Source organism: Cytobacillus oceanisediminis (assembly GCF_004366035.1).
GTDB classification, from domain to species: domain Bacteria; phylum Bacillota; class Bacilli; order Bacillales; family Cytobacillaceae; genus Cytobacillus; species Cytobacillus oceanisediminis_C.
The window spans coordinates 331,492-353,252 of sequence record NZ_SOEE01000006.1; the positions used below are offsets into that span (position 1 = coordinate 331,492).

General features: G+C 40.9%; 22 protein-coding genes. 8 read left to right on the forward strand and 14 right to left on the reverse strand.

Annotated features, from left to right (window positions below):
* Positions 1 to 27: 27 nt before the first annotated feature.
* The 7 genes from DFO72_RS17140 to DFO72_RS17170 form a co-directional block, all read right to left on the reverse strand.
* Entirely contained in the window at positions 28 to 1,341 is a 1,314-nt protein-coding gene (locus DFO72_RS17140; protein WP_113883165.1) for a hypothetical protein, read from the reverse strand.
* Positions 1,338 to 2,030: a response regulator transcription factor gene (locus DFO72_RS17145; protein WP_113883166.1), complete on the reverse strand. Its 693-nt coding sequence runs from the start codon at positions 2,028 to 2,030 to the stop codon at positions 1,338 to 1,340. The genes DFO72_RS17140 and DFO72_RS17145 overlap by 4 nt, the downstream gene beginning before the upstream one ends.
* Positions 2,027 to 2,797, reverse strand: a complete 771-nt coding sequence (locus DFO72_RS17150) for a sensor histidine kinase (protein WP_113883167.1) — start codon at positions 2,795 to 2,797, stop codon at positions 2,027 to 2,029. Before DFO72_RS17150 ends, DFO72_RS17145 begins: the two co-directional genes overlap by 4 nt.
* Before the next feature lie 93 nt (positions 2,798 to 2,890).
* Positions 2,891 to 3,886 carry an ABC transporter ATP-binding protein gene (locus tag DFO72_RS17155; protein ID WP_113883168.1) on the reverse strand — a complete coding sequence of 332 codons (996 nt, stop codon included), beginning with the start codon at positions 3,884 to 3,886 and terminating at the stop codon, positions 2,891 to 2,893.
* A gap of 1 nt (position 3,887) precedes the next feature.
* Positions 3,888 to 4,904 (reverse strand): ABC transporter ATP-binding protein, encoded by a 1,017-nt coding sequence (locus DFO72_RS17160; protein WP_113883169.1) that lies wholly within the window; start codon positions 4,902 to 4,904, stop codon positions 3,888 to 3,890.
* Between the two features lie 20 nt (positions 4,905 to 4,924).
* On the reverse strand, positions 4,925 to 5,845 hold the full coding sequence (gene nikB, locus DFO72_RS17165; RefSeq protein ID WP_048010379.1) for a nickel ABC transporter permease: 921 nt from the start codon (positions 5,843 to 5,845) through the stop codon (positions 4,925 to 4,927).
* 22 nt (positions 5,846 to 5,867) lie between these two features.
* On the reverse strand, positions 5,868 to 6,773 hold the full coding sequence (locus DFO72_RS17170; protein ID WP_113883170.1) for an ABC transporter permease: 906 nt from the start codon (positions 6,771 to 6,773) through the stop codon (positions 5,868 to 5,870).
* A gap of 294 nt (positions 6,774 to 7,067) precedes the next feature.
* Between DFO72_RS17170 and DFO72_RS17175 the strand changes: the two genes are divergently transcribed.
* The 6 genes from DFO72_RS17175 to DFO72_RS17200 all read left to right on the forward strand — a co-directional run bounded on the left by DFO72_RS17175 (position 7,068) and on the right by DFO72_RS17200 (position 13,256).
* Positions 7,068 to 8,630, forward strand: coding sequence for a glutathione ABC transporter substrate-binding protein (locus DFO72_RS17175; RefSeq protein WP_181782330.1), 1,563 nt, complete (start codon positions 7,068 to 7,070; stop codon positions 8,628 to 8,630).
* An 86-nt stretch (positions 8,631 to 8,716) separates the two neighbouring features.
* On the forward strand, positions 8,717 to 9,955 hold the full coding sequence (locus DFO72_RS17180; RefSeq protein WP_113883172.1) for an amidohydrolase family protein: 1,239 nt from the start codon (positions 8,717 to 8,719) through the stop codon (positions 9,953 to 9,955).
* 27 nt (positions 9,956 to 9,982) lie between these two features.
* Positions 9,983 to 11,206 carry an amidohydrolase gene (locus DFO72_RS17185; RefSeq protein ID WP_113883173.1) on the forward strand — a complete coding sequence of 408 codons (1,224 nt, stop codon included), beginning with the start codon at positions 9,983 to 9,985 and terminating at the stop codon, positions 11,204 to 11,206.
* Positions 11,207 to 11,248: 42 nt separating this feature from the next.
* Entirely contained in the window at positions 11,249 to 11,857 is a 609-nt protein-coding gene (locus DFO72_RS17190) for an ankyrin repeat domain-containing protein (protein WP_113883174.1), read from the forward strand.
* A 319-nt stretch (positions 11,858 to 12,176) separates the two neighbouring features.
* The gene (locus tag DFO72_RS17195; RefSeq protein WP_113883175.1) at positions 12,177 to 12,458 is read left to right on the forward strand and encodes a GNAT family N-acetyltransferase; all 282 of its coding nucleotides are present in this window, start codon (positions 12,177 to 12,179) and stop codon (positions 12,456 to 12,458) included.
* A 15-nt stretch (positions 12,459 to 12,473) separates the two neighbouring features.
* The gene (locus tag DFO72_RS17200; protein ID WP_113883176.1) at positions 12,474 to 13,256 is read left to right on the forward strand and encodes an alpha/beta fold hydrolase; all 783 of its coding nucleotides are present in this window, start codon (positions 12,474 to 12,476) and stop codon (positions 13,254 to 13,256) included.
* 182 nt (positions 13,257 to 13,438) lie between these two features.
* Here DFO72_RS17200 and DFO72_RS17205 read toward each other — a convergent pair whose 3' ends face one another.
* The 5 genes from DFO72_RS17205 to DFO72_RS17225 form a co-directional block, all read right to left on the reverse strand.
* Positions 13,439 to 13,942: a hypothetical protein gene (locus tag DFO72_RS17205; protein WP_113883177.1), complete on the reverse strand. Its 504-nt coding sequence runs from the start codon at positions 13,940 to 13,942 to the stop codon at positions 13,439 to 13,441.
* Positions 13,939 to 14,316: a hypothetical protein gene (locus DFO72_RS17210; protein WP_113883178.1), complete on the reverse strand. Its 378-nt coding sequence runs from the start codon at positions 14,314 to 14,316 to the stop codon at positions 13,939 to 13,941. The genes DFO72_RS17205 and DFO72_RS17210 overlap by 4 nt, the downstream gene beginning before the upstream one ends.
* A 222-nt stretch (positions 14,317 to 14,538) precedes the next feature.
* Positions 14,539 to 16,146, reverse strand: a complete 1,608-nt coding sequence (locus tag DFO72_RS17215; protein WP_113883179.1) for an FMN-binding glutamate synthase family protein — start codon at positions 16,144 to 16,146, stop codon at positions 14,539 to 14,541.
* Positions 16,147 to 16,161: 15 nt separating this feature from the next.
* Positions 16,162 to 16,791: an NAD(P)H-binding protein gene (locus tag DFO72_RS17220; RefSeq protein ID WP_113883237.1), complete on the reverse strand. Its 630-nt coding sequence runs from the start codon at positions 16,789 to 16,791 to the stop codon at positions 16,162 to 16,164.
* 199 nt (positions 16,792 to 16,990) lie between these two features.
* The gene (locus DFO72_RS17225; RefSeq protein WP_113883180.1) at positions 16,991 to 17,839 is read right to left on the reverse strand and encodes a YitT family protein; all 849 of its coding nucleotides are present in this window, start codon (positions 17,837 to 17,839) and stop codon (positions 16,991 to 16,993) included.
* 221 nt (positions 17,840 to 18,060) lie between these two features.
* Here DFO72_RS17225 and DFO72_RS17230 point away from each other — a divergent pair, with 221 nt between their 5' ends.
* Both DFO72_RS17230 and DFO72_RS17235 read left to right on the forward strand, forming a co-directional pair.
* Positions 18,061 to 18,246: a hypothetical protein gene (locus DFO72_RS17230; protein ID WP_009335811.1), complete on the forward strand. Its 186-nt coding sequence runs from the start codon at positions 18,061 to 18,063 to the stop codon at positions 18,244 to 18,246.
* A 38-nt stretch (positions 18,247 to 18,284) separates the two neighbouring features.
* Entirely contained in the window at positions 18,285 to 18,524 is a 240-nt protein-coding gene (locus DFO72_RS17235) for a hypothetical protein (RefSeq protein ID WP_243856195.1), read from the forward strand.
* A 392-nt stretch (positions 18,525 to 18,916) separates the two neighbouring features.
* Here DFO72_RS17235 and DFO72_RS17240 read toward each other — a convergent pair whose 3' ends face one another.
* Entirely contained in the window at positions 18,917 to 20,146 is a 1,230-nt protein-coding gene (locus DFO72_RS17240; RefSeq protein ID WP_113883181.1) for a PucR family transcriptional regulator, read from the reverse strand.
* Positions 20,147 to 20,268: 122 nt separating this feature from the next.
* Positions 20,269 to 21,732 (reverse strand): sodium/proline symporter PutP, encoded by a 1,464-nt coding sequence (gene putP, locus DFO72_RS17245; protein ID WP_113883182.1) that lies wholly within the window; start codon positions 21,730 to 21,732, stop codon positions 20,269 to 20,271.
* Positions 21,733 to 21,761: the final 29 nt, after the last annotated feature.

A 21,761-nucleotide genomic window follows, 5' to 3' on the forward strand; every position in this document is an offset into this window, starting at 1 on the left:
ATTTATTCATCAAAATAAGCACCCCGGCTAAACTTTGGCACTCAGCTTCGTTCTTAATATATTGTAAATGAAATAACCTAAGCAAATTAAGCAGGACAGGGTAAAGCTGATCCAAATCGCAAGAAGATTTTCCATAATAGGCAAAGCTGCAAACCCCCCGGCAGTCCCAATAATAGATGCAAGGGGAATAAGGGCAGGCAAGGTTTTACTGCCAAGTATAATATACAGCATTGGAGCGATCATGGAAGCATAAGTATTACCGAAAAAAAACAGCAGTTCGATAGGGGATGGAGGCAGGATACTAACGATAACAAGTAATAATAAACACATGGCTCCGGAAAACAGATAGGTGAATCCCCATTTCTCTTTATTGGTGAGTGGGCGAAGCATCCCGACGATATTTTTAATGATTAATGTGACAACAGCATGTAATTCTGCACTAATTGCTGATGAAATGGCACTGAAGCAAAACAGGACAAATAAAACAATAAGCAAAGTTGAATTGATTTTTCCAATTAACTCAAATAACAAAGAATATATGGAATCATAGCTTCTTCCAAAAATAATAATCATGATCAATGATGATAATGCAAGAGGAATAGTTGCCCATATTAAGCCCGCTAATGTAAACGTAATTCTCAGCTTTTCTTTTTTTATAATAAAAACTCTTTGCCATGAGGCACGATCAATAATCACTTGTCCAAAGCCAATTAAAATAGCTGTGAATATAAACAAAATAGCTTCCGTGTTTTTAACGTAAAGGATGTATGGATGATATAATTTAATGCCTTCATAAACAGGATATACACCTTCCTGGATATAAAAGTAAACAGGGATGATGATGACAGCGCTGAATATGAGCACGACATTAATGCCTGCAAGCTGATGGATTCTTTGCATGCCTCCTGCTCCCCCAATAAAAAAACAAAACAATAAGAAGAAAACCATACCAGAAAAAACAGGCAGGGGAAAAATCATGTGCATTAGAATTCCTGCCCCCATAGCTTGAACAAATATAGAATGGATACTAATCACGAGAAGAATAGAGATCATGAACCAGTAGCCGCGTGGGGTCAATCTTTCGCGCAATACATCACCTATCGTTTGATGGTCATGAAACCGATCTCGAATCTTTTTTGCTAATATTCCAAATAAAATGAGTGAGAGAGCCCCCATAAGGGAATAGCCGATTCCTCCGGTTAGCCCATACTTTATTAATGTTTCAGGCGATGAAAGAATGGTATTGCCTGTTACCCATCTGGACAAAAGACTCACAACACCAAAACCGATTCCCAGCTGGAATGCCCCTCCAATATAGTATTGAAAATCGGTTTTCTTCATTGTGAAGTCTCCTTCAGGCGGTAATCCCTTGGTGATTGGCCAGTCATTTTCCGAAAGATTTGGCTAAAGTAGTGCTGGCTGTTAAAGCCGCACTTTTCTGAAATACTGCTAATGCTTAATTCAGGGCTTTCAATCAGCATTTTCTGTGCCTGTTTTAATCGAAAGTCATTTAAATATTCGGAAAACCCCATTCCGACTTCCTCATGAAATTTTCTGCTCAAATAAGCTGAATTGATATGAATTTTAGATGCTAAATAATTTAAAGTAAGTTTTTCATTGTATTCCTTTTGAATGATGTGCAAAGCTTTAACAATTTGCTCAGAGTAACTGCCAATTCGTTCATACCTTCGCAAAACGCTCATTAATTCCTCTTCAATGACGGGCTTTGTTATATAATCAACTACCCCAAGCCTGAGTGATTTTTGAATATAATCAAAGTTTTGATAGGCTGTAACCATGATTAAGTCAATATCGCCAGCTGCGGAAAGCTCCATAGCCAAATCTAAGCCTGATTTGCCTGGGAGCTGAATATCGAGGAAAGCAAGAAAGATGTCATGCTTCTTAATAATTTGAAGAGCTTGAGAGGCATCCTGAGCCTTATAAAGAATCCAATTGGGAAATTTCTTTTTGATGAGATATTCCAGCTGTTCCAATTCTATAAGTTCATCATCTACAAGCAAAATATTCATTGCATCCAATCTCCTTCCAATTTTTCTGACATAATAACGTGGGGGAATATAGCCAAAACAGTTGTTCCATCCGCCTGGTCTGTTAATTGAACAGAAGTTTCATCATTGGGAAATAATAGTTCAAGTCTTCTTTTTATATTCTCAAGCCCCACCCCGCCATCCAGGGGGCTTGTTTCATAGCGCTCTAAAGAATTGTTCCACACTGAAACATGAATCGCTGATTCGATCTTTATTATTTGTATTTTTAATAAAGCCTCGCCAATATGTCGTTCAAAGGCATGCTTAAAAGCATTTTCAACAATAGTTTGTATTAAAAAGGGAATGATAATGGCTTTATTCACGTGGCTGTCCAATTGAATTTCATAATGAAGCCGATCTCTAAATCTTGTTTTTTGTATCTCCAGATAGTAATTAACATAAGTAAGTTCATCTTCAATAGAGATAAAGTTATTTAAAGTCCGATATTTAAATTTCAGCAGTTTTGAAAGGGTTTCAATGGACCGTATCAATTCTTCTTTGCGGTCCAGCCTGGCTAGAGCCAGGATGGAGTTTAGGGTATTAAAAAAGAAATGCGGCTGGATTTCCTGGTTTAACTGATTGTATAAAGCTGTCTGCAATTCACTTTCTAACGCTATTTCTCTTTTTTGCTTCTCAAGTAAATCAATTCTTTTTTCAAAAACAAATAAAAATAGCAGGGTAAAGGCTCCTGCCAGCGGAACCAGAACACAAAACATAATGTATATGGAGAATGATTCAATAGGCAGCATGCGGTTCGTTTCTCCTTAAGTATTAAAAAAGGGAGGTATCATAACCTATCCCTTTTTTAATATAACATTTTATACAAAATAGAGGTATTTGTATTAAACTGGAAGAGTTTCAGCGATATGACAGCTTACAAAGTGATTATTAACCAGCTCCCTAAGGGGAGGTTCCTCCTGTTTGCATTTTTCTATAGCAAAAGGACAGCGTGTATGGAATCTGCAGCCTCCAGGAGGATCAATAGGTGATGGTACATCTCCTTTTAATATGACACGGTCCCTTTTTAAAGTTGGATCCGGAACTGGAATAGACGAGAGCAGCGCTTTTGTATATGGGTGAAGAGGAGAGTCGAACATTTCTTTTTTCTCTGCAATCTCGACCACTTTTCCCAGATACATCACCATTACCCGGTCTGAAATATGCCTGACGACACTTAGGTCATGAGAGATAAAAAGAAAGGTCAATTTAAACTGCTTTTGCAGCTTCTTTAATAAATTGAGAATTTGTGCCTGGATAGATACATCCAGGGCAGATACAGCTTCATCACAAATGATTAATTTCGGATTAACGGCCAATGCTCTGGCGATTCCAATACGCTGGCGCTGGCCGCCGCTAAATTCATGCGGATATCTGTCAAGTGATTCTGGAGGAAGTCCGACATATCCAAGCAGTTCCAGCATTCTTTCCTTTCGCTTTGATTTTTCAACCACATTCTGAATGGCCATGGCTTCATTTAAAATTTGCTTCACCATTTGACGGGGATTAAGAGAAGCAAAAGGATCTTGAAATATAACCTGTAAATCACCTCTAAGTTTTCTCATATCCTTTTTATTTAACGTTAGAATATTTTTCCCCATATAAAGAACCTTTCCGTCAGTAGGTTCATCAAGCCTTAAAATTGCACGTCCGGTTGTTGATTTCCCGCATCCGGACTCCCCGACTATACTTAATGTTTCACCTTCAAAAAGCTCAAATGAAATATCGTCTACAGCCTTTACATATGCCTTTGGCTTGAATATAGAGTCTTTTTTAACCGGGAAATATTGTTTTAATCGATCTACTTGCAGGATGATATTTTTTTCTGCGGTCGTGTTCATATTAGACAACCCCTTCTTTATCTCTTTTGCCAGTCCACTTGTCGGTGTATTTCCAGCATCTTACTTTAATATCTTCAGAATAGGAAACAAGATCAGGCTGGTGTGCAGCACATATATCCTCCGCATAAGGGCATCTAGAGGCGAACCGGCATCCGGCAGGCATATTGTAAGGGCTGGGGACACTGCCATCTATCGTAATTAATTCTTCCTGATCTTCATGGATTTTAGGCAATGAGTTCAATAAACCTTGGGTATAAGGATGCTTTGGATCAGCAAATATTTGCTCTGTAGATGCATGCTCAACTATATTGCCGGCATACATTACGGCTACCTTATCACAAGTTTCTGCCACAACTCCCAAATCGTGGGTAATCATGATAACACCCATTCCTATCTTTGTTTGCAGCTCTTTTATCAGCTCCAGTATTTGTGCTTGAATCGTAACATCCAATGCAGTCGTTGGCTCATCTGCTATTAATACCTCAGGTGTACATGCAAGAGCCATAGCAATCATGACACGCTGGCGCATCCCTCCGCTCAATTGGAATGGCTCTTGTTTCGCCCGTTTTTCAGGAGAGGGGATTCCAACCATCTTCAGCATTTCAACTGACTTATCCCATGCAGCTTTTTTCCCCATCTTTTGGTGCAGCCTCAAAGCTTCTGCAATTTGTTCCCCAACCGGGATTACAGGATTTAAGGAAGTCATAGGCTCCTGAAAAATCATAGATATTTCATTCCCGCGAATTTTTCTCATTTCATCCTCTGGCATTGTAACTAAATCTCTTCCTTTAAAAAGAACGGAACCACCGGCAATTTTTCCCGGAGGAGAAGGAATAAGGCGGAGAATGGAGAGGGAAGTCATACTTTTCCCGCACCCGGATTCCCCTACTATTCCCAGCGTTTCCCCTTTATGCAGTGTAAAATCGATGCCATCAACCGCTTTGCTGACTCCCCGCTTTGTTGTGAAATGGGTTTTTAACCCTTTTACTTCAAGTATTGGCTTGTTTCTTTCTTTCATATCCTGTTACCACCCTTAACTTAATTTAGTTCAATGCGTTTATTGAAGAACCGATAAAAGACATCTACGAATAAATTCACAACTACGAAAATAAGTGAGGCAAACAATACTCCTCCCTGGACCATTGGCAGATCTCGCATTCTAATTGCATCGACAATCATTCTTCCGAGGCCATTAATAGCAAAGATCGATTCCACCAATACGGTACCTCCAAGGAGTGCGCCAAACTGCAGGCCCACAACCGTAATCACTGGTATCAGTGCATTTCTTAGTGCATGTTTATAAATAATGATTCGCTCGCGAAGCCCTTTTGCACGTGCTGTACGAATATAATCCTGCCGAATAACTTCAAGCATGCTCGACCTGGTCATCCTTGCGACAATTGCTGCTCCTCCTGCTCCAAGGGTTATAGCCGGCAAGATGACATGGAGCAGACTGTCCCATCCTGCAACAGGCAAAATTTGAAGCTTAACAGAGAAGAAATACATAAGCATGAGGCCAAACCAGAAGCTTGGAAGTGATATGCCTAAGAGCGCAACAAGCATGACGCTGACATCGGTCAATGAATAAGGCTTAACAGCTGATATAATACCTGCTGCCATTCCCAGCACGATTGTGATAATGATGCTAAAGAAGGCGAGTTCAATAGTAATTGGCAGTCTTACCAATATTTCATCAAGAACAGGCTGGCTATTTTTTAAGGAGACACCTAAATCCCCCTTAAACACATTTGTTAAGTATTCGAAGTATTGGATATATAAAGGCTGGTTTAATCCAAGCTGTTCACGAATAGCTTCAATTGTTTCTTTTGAAGCGCCTTCACCAGCAAGAAGTACTGCAGGATCCCCTGGAACGAGCTGCATAATGAAGAAGACAACAAAAGTAACTCCAATAATAACCGGGATGGTTTGTAAAATCCGGCGTAATATAAACATCAGCATAGATGTAACCTCCTCAAAGCTTTTATTTTTTCATCCTGGGGTCAAACGCATCACGTAAGCCATCACCAAAAATATTAAACCCAAGAACTAGAATAGAGATGGCGAGACCCGGAAATAAGGCGATATAAGGTGCGGAGAATAAGAAATCCCTCCCGCTGCTGAGCATGGTTCCCCATTCAGGTGAAGGCGGCTGTGCACCCAGGCCGAGGAACGATAATCCAGCTGCTGACAGAATGGCAGTAGCTAATCGCAGAGTCCCTTGAACAATAATGGGTGAAAGGATATTCGGGAAAATGTGCTTGAAAATAATGACAAAATCAGAGGCGCCAAGCGATCGGATTGCATCAATATACTCAAGGCGCTTTACTTCTAAAGTAGATCCGCGGACGATTCTGGCAAATAAGGGTACAGAAAAAGCTCCTACTGCTATAGTCACATTAATCAGGCTTGGCCCCAATGCCGCAATAATGGCTAGCGCAAGGAGAATCCCTGGGAATGCAAGCATAACATCCATCATCCTCATGATAATGGTGTCAACCCATTTGCCATAAAACCCAGCTACAAGACCGAAAATAATTCCGAAAAATGCTCCGAATAACACAGCAGCAAATCCAACCCCCATTGATAGCCTGGAACCATAAAGAATCCTGCTTAAGATATCTCTTCCTTTATCATCCGTTCCCATCCAATGGTCTGCAGATGGAGGAGTCAGCTTATTTTCCAAATCAATTTCGTATGGGCTATATGGAGCCAGCAGCGGTGCAAATGCCGCCATTAATAGATAAACAATAATAATAATGGCTCCAGCCAGTGCAGCTTTATTTTGGATCAATGTAGAAATAAAATCTTTTATTCTAGATTCTTTTGTGCCGCCAATCAATGTCTTTACAGCTATATCTGGCTGCTCCGTTTTTACTTGAACTGTCATCTTATTTCCCCCCTAAAAGATTTTTTTACTAGCACTAAAATGAAAATCAGTTTTCCTCCTTTCAAAAGAAAGAGTGGATTGCAAACGTTTAGTTAAAATTATCAAAATTACCTGTAAAGTAAATATTTTTTAAAACAGTTGTCAAAATATTTAAAAATAAGGTAAATATTCTGTAAATATCTAAATGCATCATCTTCTATAATGCAGATAAGCATTTACGGAGGGACGGTGAACATTGAATAATTACTGGAATTATTTACCGAAAAAGGGGAGAGAAAAATGGAGAAAGATAGAATGCACTTTCGAAAGGGAATGCTAATGATTTTCCTAAGCTTAATGATGCTGCTGTCTACAGCATGTTCTACACAAACAAAAACAGAGCAGGAAGCCGGCAATGAATCCGAAGGTAAAAAGGATGGGGGCACCTTGACAGTTGTCCGTTTATCAGATGCAACAAAATTAGATCCTCACTTTATAACAGACATTCCTTCAGCAAATATTATTTATCAAAAAGTATATGAAACGTTAGTGGAACCAGATAAAGATATGAATATTCAGCCGCTGCTGGCAACAGAATGGAATGTCATTGATGATACGACCTGGGAGTTTAAATTAAAAGAAGGCGTAACCTTTCATGACGGTACACCGTTTAACGCTGAAGCTGTAAAGGCCACCTTTGACCGGTTGCTGGATCCAAACACTGGATCGCCTCAGCGCGAGAAATTCGCGATGATTAATGAAGTAAAAGTAATTGATGAATACACAGTACAATTATTGCTTGATTATCCATATGCTCCACTGCTTTCTATTCTTGCAAGCAGCGAGGGAAGCATCATGAGTCCAAAGGCGCTGGCCGAAAACCAGGAGACGCTTGCAGAGAAACCTGTTGGTACAGGCCCGTTTGTTTTTAAAGATTGGAAAACTGGACAGGAAATTTCCTTGAAGAAAAATGAAAACTATTGGGGAAAACAGCCAAGTATTGATGAGGTTGTTTTTAAGGTTGTACCAGAAGACGCAACTCGGCTGGCTATGATTGAAACTGGGGAAGCGCATATTAATGATCAGGTGCCTGTTACAGAAATTGAGCGTATAGAGGCTTCTGATTCGATGGGACTTCTCCGGGCTGAGGGGCTTGCAGTTGAATATATTGGATTTAACACGAAGAAAAAACCATTGGATGATGTTAAAGTCCGCAAAGCAATCAGCCATGCCGTTGAGAGAGAAGCGATCATTAAAGGGGTTTATAACAATGTGGGCACACTTGCCAATGCAGCGATGAGTCCAAAGGTGTTTGGCCACAGTGAAAAAGTTAAGCCTTATGATTATGATTTAAATGAAGCGAAGAAATTGTTAAAAGAAGCAGGATATGAAAACGGACTTAAGCTTAAATTACTGACAAGTGATAGAAAAGAACGCATCAATATGGCTGAAGTTATTCAATCGCAATTAAAGGGAATTGGCGTTGAGGTAGATATTCAAGTAATGGAATATGGAGCATATATCGATACAATTGATAAATCTGAGCATGATTTATTTATCGGAGGATGGGGAAATGCCACTGGAGATGGTGATTATAATCAGTATAATCTTTTCCATACTGCTTCACAGGGACCTCCTGGAAACCATTTCTATTACAGCAACCCAGAGGTAGACAAAATCATTGAAGAAGCACGAAGAGAGACTGACGAAGCAAAGCGGAAGGATCTTTATGAAAAAGTGATGCAAATGGAATTAGAGGATGCGGTCTATATTCCAATCCGGAACTATGAACATATGGCTGCGCACAGTAAAAACGTAAGCGGCTTTTGGCTGAATGCTGCCAATTATTTAATGATTGATGATGCAGTCATTAAGTAAATAAAAAAATTAAAAAGTGAAACGGAAAAGTACTTTTGAAGAAAAAAGTGCTTTTCCTTCATTTTCAATATTAAGGGGGAATCAGAATGACAGCTCTATGGATTACAAATGTTCGGCTAGAAAAAGGATTCATCTGCGAAAATGAACAAATTACAGGGACAAGCACAGAAATTTGCCACTTGAAAATCGAAGATGGAAAAATTGCAGAAATTTCACAGGTTGCTCCGGATTCTAATGAAAACCAACTTGATGCAAAACAGAAGCTTGTACTTCCTTCTTTAAGAGATATGCATATTCATATTGACAAAACCTATTACGGGGGGCCATGGAAAGCCTGTACACCAATCACAAATGGCATTTTCACTAGATTAGAAGAGGAAAAGGAGCTTTTGCCAAAGCTTCTCCCAACCGCACAAGAACGTGCTGAAAAAATGATAGAGCTGTATTTGAAAAATGGCCATACCCACATTCGCACACATTGTAATGTTGACCCTGTAATTGGCCTGAAAAACTTGGAAGCTACTGTCAATGCACTAAAAAAATATGAAGATGTCCTTACATATGACATTGTTGCGTTTCCGCAGCATGGACTGCTGAGAAGCGGTTCTGTTCAGTTAATTCGGGATGCTATGAAAAATGGTGCCACCTTAGTTGGCGGTGTGGATCCAGCTACCGTGGACAGAAACATTGAAAAGTCCCTGCATACTATTTTTGAAATTGCAGCAGAGCATAATAAGGGAGTCGATATCCATCTTCATGATCCTAACTCATTGGGAGCTTTTACCTTTGAGAGAATGGCAGATTATACAAAAGAAGCAGGCATGGCAGGAAGAGCAACAATTAGCCATGGAATTGCTTTAGCCGACCTGTCCGGAGAAGCATTGGCTGAAATGGCGGCAATATTAAAAGAGCAGGAAATTGACGTGACCACTACCATTCCAATTAATCGTACAACTATTCCAGTTCCTGCCCTGGATCGTTACGGTATTCCCGTTTCAGTAGGGCATGACAGCATCACCGATCATTGGTCCCCGTTCGGAACAGGAAACACCATACAGAAACTGGGGACCCTTGCGGAAAGGTTCCGAATGATTGATGAATATTCTTTATCATCAGTCTTGAAATTTGCAACTGGCGGTATTACTCCCCTGAATAAAGCTGGTGAACGGGTTTGGCCAAAAGTCGGCGACGATGCAACGATGATGCTTGTTGATGCGGCATGTTCAGCAGAGGCAATTGCAAGAAGAGCACCGGTTGAGTCATTATTTTTCAAAGGCAATAAGGTTGAAAGCAAACGAACTGAACTAAACATAATAAATTCATAGTTTAAGAGTAAAAAGGAGGATTAAGTAATGCCTGCGTCCCATTGGTTAACAAACATTAAGCTTGAAACTGGATATCTCCAGGATGAAAAGGGAGTTTATACTACAAAAACTGAACTATTTCATTTAAAAATTGAAGATGGAAAAGTGATAGAAAAACAGGGCAGCGGATATGAAATTTCGAAAAACGAAATTACAGTGGATGGAAGAGGGTTTTTGGCACTGCCATCTTTTAAAGAGATGCACAACCATCTTGATAAGACCTATCTTTCTCTTGATTGGAAGGCTTGCAGGCCGGTCAAAAATTTAGAGGAACGTTTAAGGTATGAAGCTATGGAGCTTGAGGAATTAGCGCCTACAGCCAAACAGCGGGCAAGCAAAATGATTGAGCTTCTCCTTTCTAAGGGATCAACTCATATTCGTACCCATGTAAATATTGATCCCTATATAGGCTTGAAGAACCTGGAGGGCGTAAGAGAAGCTTTAGAAGACTATTCCGACAAACTGACATACGAAATTGCAGCTTTCCCTCAACACGGCCTGTTAAGGGAACATGTAATTCCTCTCATGAAAGAAGCGATGAGATCTGGTGCCAGCATTGTAGGCGGTCTTGATCCTGCTGGAATTGACCGCAACATTGAAAAGTCACTTTATGAAGTCATGAATCTGAGTACAGAATTTGATGCAGATATAGATATCCATTTACATGATGGCGGACATGCTGGATTATATACTATCGATAAATTTGCTGAAATGATAGAAGAAGCAAAGTGGCACAATCGTGCTGCTGTAAGCCATGCATTTTGTTTAGGGGAAGTACCAGTGCCGCAAGCAGAAGAAATGGCGGAAAGATTGAATGAGCTTGGAATGGCGATCATGTCCACTATTCCTATAACAAAATCTCTTCCGCCAATTGAACTCTTGGACAGGAAAGGTGTAAAGGTATATCTGGGATGCGATGGTTTCTATGATTCATGGGGGCCTTTCGGGAATGGAGATCTGCTGGAAAAAGTAACGAGATATGGTGAGCTTTATCGTAAGAGCGATGAAATTTCCCTGGCACAATCATTAAAATGGGCCACTGGGGGTCCTGTCCCATTAAACAAGGGTGGAGAGATGAGTTGGCCGCTTGAGGGAGAAGAAGCAAACATGGTACTTGTCAATGCTTCGTGTTCTGCAGAAGCAGTTGCGAGAACACCTGAAAGAGAAGCGGTAATTTTTAGAGGAAAAGTTGTCGCAGGACAGCTGACATAAAAGCGTTTCCTGATATAAATACCATATTTTATGGAGGGTAATATGTTAAAAATTGATGATAGCCTTGTGTTATTCGAAGCAGCAGAAAATGGTGACCTTGAATGTTTGAAAGCCTGTATAGAGAGCGGCATTAATATTAATCTGCAGGATAAGAAAAAACGAACGGCCATTTTGATTGCTTCGATAAATAAGCATTATGATTTGGTTCATTATCTGGCGGAGTCAGGGGCTGACATTAATCTTCAGGATCAAACCAGCTTAAACCCATTTTTATATGGATGCATTCAGGGAGATTTGAAGTTAGTAAAAATGATGATTAGCGCTGGGGCTGATATTAATCTCTTAACGAGATTTGGCGGAGTGGGTATTACTCCAGCCTGCGAAAAGGGACATATAGAGGTAGTTCGGGAGCTTTTAACATTTACAGATATAAACGTGAACCATACCAATTATTGCGGATGGACACCTTTGATTGAAGCCATTGTTTTGAATGATGGAGGAGAAACCCAGCAGGCCATCATAAGGCTATTGCTTGAACACGGGGCCGATACAAGCCTTACAGACCAATATGGTGTGAAGCCGGTTGAGCTTGCCAGAAGAAAAGGATACAAAGAAATAGCTGATATTTTATTAATGGCTCATATAGAGTAATACCACAGAAGGGTTTGCAGTATCTTATAATACAAGTCAAAATAAGATTAATGGATAAAAGAAAAAAATCCCTTTCTGCTGGATTGCAGAAGGGGATTTCCTTTGATTATAAAGTGTTTATCCAATTCTTGATTCTGGCCATACCCATAAAGCGGCCTATGTAAAAACAATTTTAGTGACCGCAGGAAAAATTAAAGTTTAAAGGTTTCATTTAGCAGGGAAGATGTAGGATAGGGTATTCTGATAACTTTGAAGACAGTATGATAACATTATGAAGAAGGACATATTAGAGTTAATCTTATTTGAAGGAGGATATGTTATGAATAGAGATATAGAAAAAGAAGAAAATCGTTTTTTTATCAATGATGATAAAGGGAACATGATTGCTGAGATTACCTATATTCCAAGCGGCGATTCCGTCATAACCATAGACCATACATATGTAAGTGACTCCCTGCGCGGACAGGGAGTTGCAGGAAAACTGCTGGAAAGTGTTGTTCAGGATGCGCGCAGCAAAGGCTATAAGATTGTTCCTGCCTGCTCATATGCAAAAGCTGTTTTTGACCGAAAGAGGGAATATCAGGATTTACTCGCGAAATAAAGGAGGTATTTTTAAATGGACGCAAAAATAAAAAATGTAAATGGAACTGCCATCTCTTATTATGATGAAGGCACAGGTGAGCCGCTGGTATTGCTGCATGGTTTTTGCGGCAGCAAAGATTACTGGGCAAGGGTGATTCCAATTTTGGCGGAGGACTTTCGCGTCATTGCGGTGGACCTTCCAGGACATGGGGGGTCAAGTTTGCCAGCCGGTGATCCGTCAATTGAGAAGATGGCTGAAGTAATCAAAGGGGCTATAGATGAGCTGGGGCTGGGGAAAGTATCTCTTTTCGGACACTCATTGGGCGGCTATGTAACACTTGCATTTGCTGAATCCTATGAGGAGAAGCTGAAATCCTTTTCTCTTGTCCATTCAACAGCCAGCCCTGATTCAGAAGAAGGAAAGAAAGGAAGAGATATCGCTGCAGGCAAACTTGATAAAGAAGGAATTAAGTCCTTTATTGAAGGACTTGTGCCCAAGCTCTTTGCGCCCGGTGAGAAACATCCCGAGGAAATTCAAATGGCCAAAGAGATTGGCTATCGTACAAGCCCTGAAGGTGCAAAGGCTGCTTTGAAAGCGATGAAACTGCGTGCAGACCGCAGCCATGTCCTGAAAAGTACAAAGCTCCCGTTATTACTTGTCGCTGGAGACAAAGACCAGATTATCCCTCTTGAAAAGTCATTTGCAGTTGAAGGACCTAACATCAAGCAAGTGAACATTAAAGCTGCCGGACATATGAGCATGTATGAGGCACCGGAAGAACTTGCTGAGAATATTCGCAAATTTTTGAAAGAGTAAGGAGTTTCTTTCTTTGAGCGCACATAAATATTTCTATCCGCATATAAATTTGTGTTATACGCACATAAAAACTCTTATCCGCACATAAATTGGCGTTATTCGAACATAAAGGTTCCTGTGACACCAAATTATTGCGATTGAATTATAGAAAAAAGCTCCTTTTCACCGAAAAGGAGCTTTTCTTACTTAAATACAACTGAAATGATCTCGTCTGTTGTCATTCCGCTTTCTATTTCAAACGTGCCGGGACGCAAATCGTTCTCAAGACCCCGTTTTTCTACATCTTTATAGAATTGGACTCCGCTTTCAATAATATGGGCTTTTTCAAGTGCGTTTCCCACGTCAATGCTGGTCATTCCCATTGATACCGTTAAAATAGTCCGGTAAACGACTTTTTCGCCGGTTTTGTCCTCAGTTTTCTCTTCTACTTTTTCATCTTTTTTCTCGCTGGACTTTGCTGCGGCAGCAAGCTGTTTGCTCCATTCAGCTTCAGTGTTGATGACGTAGCCTTTAGATGCCAGCAGTTCAATCATCTCTTTATCTGACAGCTTTTCTGCTTTCTCTGTCTGATCAGAAGGCTTTTCTGTACTCTTTGCTTCAGAGGGTCCAAAAAGGTAGACGCTTCCTGTCAAGATGGCCGCCGCTAAAAGGCCTGCTGCAAAACTGCGCAAGGTATTTGGTGTCATTGGGCAACCATGCTCCTTTCACCTTTGTTCGCTGTATAAGGCAGAAGCATAAGGTCGACCTCGTTCGGTGTAAGCTGTTTTTTTAATGCAATGCTTTCATTAGAATATCCGCGTTTATGCATATCCAGTACTTCGCGAAGCAACAATCGCTCTTCTGATGGCCCGCTCATTGCCCCGGATTGCTTTGCTGTAATCTCAGCATCCAATTCAATATTTCTGATTTGCTGCTGGAGTTCATGAATTTCATTTTTTAATGTAAAAGTAACCTGATCAATTTGCTGCTCAATATTTGATTTGGATTGCGCCGTTTTTAAAAACGATAAAATGAGCAGCACGACTGCTGAACCAAATAATATGGCGATTACCCATCCCATCCTAAAATCCTCCCTTATGTAAACACTTTTTTCTAGCTATCTATTTTTTTACCAAACTAAATTATACCTTTATTGCCCGGGAATATCGAATGATAACCTCAAAATAACACGATAGTCCCGTTTTTATGTAAGAAAAAGGAGCGGGGGGTAAATCTTATTGCTTATTAGCAAAGAAATAAGAGGTCAAAAAACCTGGTCCATACGGGACCAGGCATCAGTTTGTCAGCTTTCTTTCTGCAGCTGTGCGCGTTTGGCTGCATGCAGTAGATCTTCAATAGGAGAGACTCTGCCGAATTTATCTTTATGAACAATATGTTTTCTTTCAAATTGCGCCGGATTATCGATTCCTGCAGCTGCTGCAAGATTAAATAGTCCTTCTCTTAGAGAGATGACATAGTTGCAGACCCGGTAATGTTTTTCATCAACAATCAATCCGTCCTGCAGCTTTTTGTCGGTTGTCGCAACCCCTGCAGGACAGTGATTTGTATGACAGACTTGAGCCATGATGCAGCCGACGCTGATCATAAAGCCCCTTGCAATATTGACCAGATCAGCTCCCATCGCAAGAGCAATGGCAATTTTATCAGGAGTGATCAATTTACCGGATGCGATAATTTTCACACGGTCTCTGACTCCGTACTCTCTCAGCATTTCATCCACAACTGTCAGGGCTGATTGGATGGGGAGCCCCACACTGTCTGCAAGCTCCTGATAAGTAGCCCCTGTTCCGCCTTCACCGCCATCAACTGTAATAAAATCAGGGCCTTTGCCGCTCTCTTTCATATAGGAAATCATGCTCTCCAGGGCATCAAGATCGCCTACCACTATTTTCATTCCGACAGGCTTTCCGCCTATACTCCGGAGCTCTTCAATAAAATCGAACATGGAAGGGGCATCCTCAAATTCATAGAAACGGTTTGGACTGTTAATCGTTTTGCCAACCTCTACTAGCCGGATTCTGGCAATTTCTTCGGTTACTTTTTCACCTTCAACATGGCCGCCGCGGGTTTTCGCTCCCTGTGCAAGCTTTAGTTCAAATGCTTTTACCTCAGGTATTTCACTTTTCTTTTTAAATTCTTCCCAGGAGAATTCCCCGTTTGGCTTTCGGACGCCAAACATATCAGGGCCAATTTGCATTATGATGTCCGGGCTGCCGGCCAGATGATACTGGGACAGACCGCCTTCACCGGTATTCATCCAGGTGCCGCCGGCAAGGCCAAGACCTTTTGAAAGAGCAGTGATCGCTTTTTCTCCAAGAGAGCCATAGCTCATGGCAGATTGGCCTACAAGTCCCTTGACTCTGAATGGCTGCCGGCAGGTTTTTTCTCCCAGCACAACCGCATCCTCATCCCGCAGATAGTAGGGATCGGCCAATTTCTCTTCGCTGTGTTCCTTTCTTGAAAATAAATTGTCCCCATCTACTTTATAAACACGTGTTTTAACTTTCTGTGTATTATCTACCTTCATCTCATCAACGAGTTTAGGGAACAAGGTATTGCGTATATAGAAGCCTTCTTCATCAAAATCTCTTATAGATCCGAATCCTATTAGCCTTTCTTTGTATTTGCCTGCTTTGACAACATCCTGGTATTCCTTTCTGGAAAAAGGCTTGCCTTCTGTATCATTATTGAATAGGTACTGTCTTAGCTCAGGCCCCACTTTTTCTGTGATGTATCGCACCTTCCCAATTACCGGGAAGTTTCTGAGTATAGAGTGCTGTTTCTGCCTGTCATCTTTTACATACCAATAAATAAATAGAATGACTGGCACAAAAATAACCAAAGCAATAAAAATGAATAATGCTATAACAAGGGAATCTGTTAAACTCATTTTATCCTCCTTCTATTAAAACTGGCTGAGGGCTTCACGTATAGCGGTGTTGCCTGATGCTGCCTCTATGGTTGAATTAAAGATAGCTTCTTTATCAATAGACTCTACTAGAACTTCGGCTGCATCCTCACGCGGAATCTCAGCATCCCGGTCATGTATTTTCTCTGACAGGGTAATCTTTCCGCTGCCGGGTTTGTCCGTTAATTGGCCAATCCGGATAACCGTGTAGACCAAATTGGCCGCTTTAAGCATATCTTCTGGAAGATCCTTCGCCGCAATCTTGCGGGAAGGGTCCGTGTCACTTTCCTCCGCTTTGACTGCACTCATCATCACAAATCGCCTAACACCGGATTTTTGTGCTAATTGGATGATATCTGAAATAGATTGGTGATCGACCATGACTGTTTTACTCGAATGTTTTTTAGGATTGACGCCTGTTAAATAAATCACTGCATCTGATGCCTGAAGATGGGGAATGAGCTTTTGCTCGTCATATACTATTGCATGGGCTGCACCCAATTTTATAAGATCTTCAGTTTGGTTTTCATTTGCAGCAACGGCAAGAGCTTCAAGCTTCCTCTCTGCGAGCTTTCTGATTACATGCTCGCCCACATCTCCATTGGCACCGATTACAATTACTTTCATGCTAACGCCTCCTTTTCTAACCTTTTCCACATAGGATTTATTTAAAACCAAAATGAGGCAAACAAAAAAGCAGCCACCAGGACCGCGTATGTATAGGATAATTCCGTTTTCGCTATAACTCATTACATGGCTCTGAAGCCCAAGGCAAAGCCACTGCATATAAAATAAAGCTCCATCCTTTGCGGATGAAGCTTTACCATTATGCCAGCCTTTTAAAATTCTGGCCAAGAATTTCATTCATCGTATGAACCGTGATAAATGCCTTATTATCAACCTGGGTAATGTAACTTTTCAGCTTTGTGAAATCTTTTCTTCCCAGGATAGTTGTAATGACTTCTTTTTTATCGGATGTGAAGGCACCAGTTGCGGAATGGATGGTTGCACCCTTGCCCAGTTCATGAACGATATAGGTTTTAATTTCATCACTGTGGCGGCTGATAATAACAATTTCTTTGTTTGAATTGAATTGCTGAAGTGCATAATCAATGACGAATCCATTAATTATGACCCCGAAAAATGCATACATGCCAACTTGCGGGCCGAACAGAACGGCGGAAGACAGGGCGATCAATAAATCCGCAAGAAGCACTCCTCTGCCAACTTCAATATTTAAGTATTTATTAAAAATCATGGCGATGATGTCTGTCCCGCCAGTAGAAGCCTGCTGGTTAAAGACAATTGCCATTCCGGTCGCGGCGATGCACTGCCCAATGATCAGCTGAATAAGCAGGTCATCGCTTATCGGATGGGCCATTGGGGCGTATTTTTCAAGCGCCCACACAAAAAATGACAAAGCGAAGCTCGCATAAATAGTTTTTGCCCCAAAGCCTGATCCAAGAAAAATAAAACCAACTGCAAACAGGATCAAATTGACAAGGATCATGAAAGCACCGATGGAGAAATTGGGAAATAAGTCATTCATGATAATCGACAATCCGCTGACCCCTCCAGTTGCTAAATTATTGGGGGACAAGAAAAAATGGACATTTATAGAAACCAGGAATGCTCCCAGGTTAATCATGATAAAAGAAAACAGTTTTTGCCGCATCGCCGCAACCTCCTTTTTTTATAGTTTTTTTCGAGATCCGTAAAAAGTGGAACAACGGGATTATAAAGCCCTTAAAGCCCCTTTGTAAAGGGAATGAGGGCAAAAAAATAAGGTTTAATAATTATGAAAATTGGAAGGGGTTGCAAGAGGGATGATATTATCTATTTTTGCTTAATTCTTATATAATAAGTTATGGTTAGCACGAAAGGATGTAAAAAATCTTGAAGAACAGGAAGCTTATTGTCATTCCCATAATGATTCTTGTAGCTGCAGCAGCAATGTGGATGCTTAATAAAGATTATCAGCAAATAGATTTGTTGATTCGATTGCTGATAGCAGCTGGTGCAGCACTATTATCAGGAGTCATCTCATATTTTTTATTTAAGCCGGAAAAAGAAGAACAATAAAGATGCCTGCTCCCTGGCAAGGGGACAGGCATTTCTTTTTGGAACTTTTACTATTTGGTTTCGTATATAAGCAGAAGGGATTGATAGAAGTGAATCATATTGAGGAATGCCCAAGATGCAAAAGTACGGAATTTGCGGAAGGCACCGACTTCATGCCGGTTAAACCATTAAATAAAAAGCTGTCAGCAGGGTCTTTAAAAATCTATCGTTTTTGTTTAAGCTGCGGAGACGTTGTTTCTATTAGAATTGAGAATCCAGGTAAGTTTAGAAGCCGGTGATAGGAGAGAATGCTTCATGAAACTGGAATTAGGAAACATAGGTACTAAGTTGCCAAGAATGCTTCATGAAGCCGAAAACCAGGAAACAAAGAGAAAAATGGTCGCCATGAGCGCTTCATGAAGCCGGAAATCAGGAAGCAAGCGAAAAATAGTTGCCATGAAGCGCTTCATGAAGCCGAAAACCAGGAAGCAAAGAGAAAAATGGTCGCCATGAGCGCTTCATGAAGCCGAAAACCAGGAAACAAAGAGAAAAATGGTCGCCATGAGCGCTTCATGAAGCCGAAAATCAGGAAGCAAAGAGGAAAATAGTCGCCATGAGCACTTCATGAAGCCGAAAATCAAGAAGCAAAGAGAAAAATAGTTGCCATGAAGCGCTTGCTCCACCCTGCATCTTATTTCTTCCGCTTGAGCAGCTGTAAATCAATGTACAGCTGGCATCTTGTGTTAAAGTCATCAAAGTCGATGGATGTTAAATCAGTAATTTGTTTCATTCGGTATTTTAATGTATTTGTATGGATGAAAAGCTGTTCTGCTGTCGGCTTAAGGCGGCAGTTGTTCAATAAATACACTTCAAGCGTCTTCAGCAGGCTGGTTTGGCTTTCCAGGTCTTTTCTCTGCAGCTTCATAAGGTCTTCATTTACATATTTAGTCTGGCTGTTATGCTGGGCAATGGGTTCTAAATAACGGAAAACCCATAGCTTTTTATATTCATATGGCAATTCTTCAGGTGATCCAATGAATTTGGCGGCTTTGATGACCTCTAGGGCCTCTGCATAGCTTTTGCGCAGTTTTAAGATGGAGGAATATTCTCCTCCGATCCCTGCATACACAGTCTGCGATCTGAATTGGCTAAGAACGGTATTTGTTAATTCATGTGCGTCTTCTGATAGGCTGCCAGGTGCAGGGGAACTGCTGCCGATCATGACGATAATTTCATGCTGGTTTGTAAATATGTGAGCTGGATGGCTGAGGGCATTCGCGAACAGCCGAACGGTTTCATTTAATTCCGCAAATATCTCTTCATCTGCCTGCACGACAGAAAATACATTGATGATAAAGGCCTCCGGAAGGATGATTTTAACGTTGGCAGCCTCCCATTTGATTTGATCTTCCGTCTGATAGGTACGATCAATAATCTTTTGATAAAATTGATGTTTTTCTTCTTCTTTGCGCAGTTTTTTCAGGTTTTTCTGATATAATAGCTTTCCAATATGGAAGGAAACATCATGCAGAAAGTTCATTTCGCTTTCAGATAGAGAGCCTTCTAATTCCTGAACCCAAATAAAACCCAGTATCTGCTCTTTATATTTTGCACTTACAACCACGCGCTGGTTAAGGCCGATTTCTTCCATTTTCTTTATTCTAAAAGGCTCAGGAATTGTCTTTAACTGATCAACAATGCCTTCATCCATAAACTTCTCCAAAATGGGTATGGGCCACCTCTTCGAAAATATGGTCTGCTGGTTCGCCAAATCAAAATGTTCAATATAATACGAGCTATAGGCCAGCAATGAGAATTGTTCATCCTCGATGACAACAGGCTTCTTTAAAAAAGTGCTGACCATTTCTGTAATCTCATCAATATCTGTCATATTAAGGATTTTCTCCAGCGGCTGACTCATTAGGGCTCCCTCCTAAACATTGCTGTTCTTATTATAGTGAAAAACAATGGGAGGCACCACTCGTATTTTGCCGAAAGAAAAAGGACCGGGCATTTTCTTGGCCCAGTCCTGAAGCTTTAAGGTTATTTTAAAGATTTTTCAAAGTCAGTAAATTGTTTTTCGATTTCTGCAGATGGCTTTGCAGTTAGAAGGCTTACCACTATGATGGCAATTAAGCTGGCAGCAAAGCCAGGAATCATTTCATAAAGTACATCAGATAATCCGGCTTGAGACCAAATTATGACAGTGCTTGCCCCAACAATCATTCCGGCTAATGCTCCCCATCTTGTCATGCGCTTCCAATATAAGCTAAGAATGATAAGAGGTCCGAAAGCGGATCCGAAACCAGCCCATGCGTAACCCACAAGGTCTAGAATCGTTTCATTTTTCTCCCATGAAATAATCAATGCAATGATAGAAACCAGCAATACAGATAATCTTCCTATTGTAACTAATTCTTTATCTGTAGCTGAGCGGCGGAAGAACGTTTTATATAAATCTTCCGTTAATGAACTTGATGTTACAAGCAGCTGTGATGAAATGGTACTCATGATAGCTGCCAGAATGGCTGAGATTAAGAATCCAGTGATGATCGGGTGGAATAATACCTCCCCAAGAAGAATGAAAATGGTTTCAGGGTCCTCTATTGAAATGCCTTTATCAGCAACATAAGCAATTCCCACAAAACCGGTCAGCATAGCTCCAATACTCGAGAAAATCATCCACCCCATCCCAATGCGGGTGGCTTTCTTGATTTCTTTAACAGAACTTATAGCCATAAAGCGGACGATAATATGAGGCTGACCAAAATAGCCAAGGCCCCAAGCAAAAAGGGAAATGATGCCTAATAGACTTGTTCCTTTAAAGATATCAAGGAACGCTGGATTGATTGTTCTTGCAGTATCAATTGCCGGCCCAAATCCGCCTAAATGGAAAAGTGCTACTAATGGTACAAGAATGAGGGCGATAAACATAATCAGACCTTGAACAAAGTCTGTCCAGCTAACCGCAAGAAATCCTCCAAATAGTGTATAAGCTACTACAACACCTGTGATGATCCATAAACCTGTGTGGTAATCCAGCCCGAAAGTGCTTTGGAATAATACTCCCCCGGATACCATGCCTGATGATACATAAAAGGTAAAGAAAATTAAGATAACTAATCCTGAAATCAGGCGCAGGATTTTGGAAGCATCTCCGAAACGGTTTTCTAAATAACCAGGAATCGTAATTGAATCATTGGCCACCTCAGTATATGTGCGGAGCCTAGGTGCAACATAAAGCCAGTTCGCCCATGCCCCGAGTGTTAAGCCGAGGACAATCCAGGAAGCGCTTAGGCCAGTGGCATACATGGCACCCGGGAGTCCCATCAGCAGCCAGCCGCTCATATCGGAAGCGCCCGCACTTAAAGCGGTTACCGCAGGACCCAGTGTTCGTCCTCCGAGCATGTAGTCTGATAGATTGGAAGTTCTTTTATAGGCATAATAGCCAATCCAAAGCATCCCAATCATATACACGGTAATGGATATAATTAATGCATAATCCATTTGTAAGCCTCCTTTTTGTTAGTTTACAA

Coding starts and splice junctions, on each gene's coding strand:
- nikB (WP_048010379.1), bottom strand. CDS start 5,845: ATGCTGATGTTTATATTACGCCGGATTTTACAAACCATCCCGGTTATT.
- DFO72_RS17185 (WP_113883173.1), top strand. CDS start 9,983: ATGCCTGCGTCCCATTGGTTAACAAACATTAAGCTTGAAACTGGATAT.
- DFO72_RS17180 (WP_113883172.1), top strand. CDS start 8,717: ATGACAGCTCTATGGATTACAAATGTTCGGCTAGAAAAAGGATTCATC.
- DFO72_RS17170 (WP_113883170.1), bottom strand. CDS start 6,773: ATGACAGTTCAAGTAAAAACGGAGCAGCCAGATATAGCTGTAAAGACA.
- DFO72_RS17155 (WP_113883168.1), bottom strand. CDS start 3,886: ATGAACACGACCGCAGAAAAAAATATCATCCTGCAAGTAGATCGATTA.
- DFO72_RS17220 (WP_113883237.1), bottom strand. CDS start 16,791: ATGAAAGTAATTGTAATCGGTGCCAATGGAGATGTGGGCGAGCATGTA.
- DFO72_RS17225 (WP_113883180.1), bottom strand. CDS start 17,839: ATGCGGCAAAAACTGTTTTCTTTTATCATGATTAACCTGGGAGCATTC.
- DFO72_RS17210 (WP_113883178.1), bottom strand. CDS start 14,316: ATGGGATGGGTAATCGCCATATTATTTGGTTCAGCAGTCGTGCTGCTC.
- DFO72_RS17150 (WP_113883167.1), bottom strand. CDS start 2,797: ATGCTGCCTATTGAATCATTCTCCATATACATTATGTTTTGTGTTCTG.
- DFO72_RS17200 (WP_113883176.1), top strand. CDS start 12,474: ATGGACGCAAAAATAAAAAATGTAAATGGAACTGCCATCTCTTATTAT.
- DFO72_RS17160 (WP_113883169.1), bottom strand. CDS start 4,904: ATGAAAGAAAGAAACAAGCCAATACTTGAAGTAAAAGGGTTAAAAACC.
- DFO72_RS17140 (WP_113883165.1), bottom strand. CDS start 1,341: ATGAAGAAAACCGATTTTCAATACTATATTGGAGGGGCATTCCAGCTG.
- DFO72_RS17195 (WP_113883175.1), top strand. CDS start 12,177: ATGAATAGAGATATAGAAAAAGAAGAAAATCGTTTTTTTATCAATGAT.
- DFO72_RS17215 (WP_113883179.1), bottom strand. CDS start 16,146: ATGAGTTTAACAGATTCCCTTGTTATAGCATTATTCATTTTTATTGCT.
- putP (WP_113883182.1), bottom strand. CDS start 21,732: ATGGATTATGCATTAATTATATCCATTACCGTGTATATGATTGGGATG.
- DFO72_RS17190 (WP_113883174.1), top strand. CDS start 11,249: ATGTTAAAAATTGATGATAGCCTTGTGTTATTCGAAGCAGCAGAAAAT.
- DFO72_RS17240 (WP_113883181.1), bottom strand. CDS start 20,146: ATGAGTCAGCCGCTGGAGAAAATCCTTAATATGACAGATATTGATGAG.
- DFO72_RS17175 (WP_181782330.1), top strand. CDS start 7,068: ATGCACTTTCGAAAGGGAATGCTAATGATTTTCCTAAGCTTAATGATG.
- DFO72_RS17205 (WP_113883177.1), bottom strand. CDS start 13,942: ATGACACCAAATACCTTGCGCAGTTTTGCAGCAGGCCTTTTAGCGGCG.
- DFO72_RS17145 (WP_113883166.1), bottom strand. CDS start 2,030: ATGAATATTTTGCTTGTAGATGATGAACTTATAGAATTGGAACAGCTG.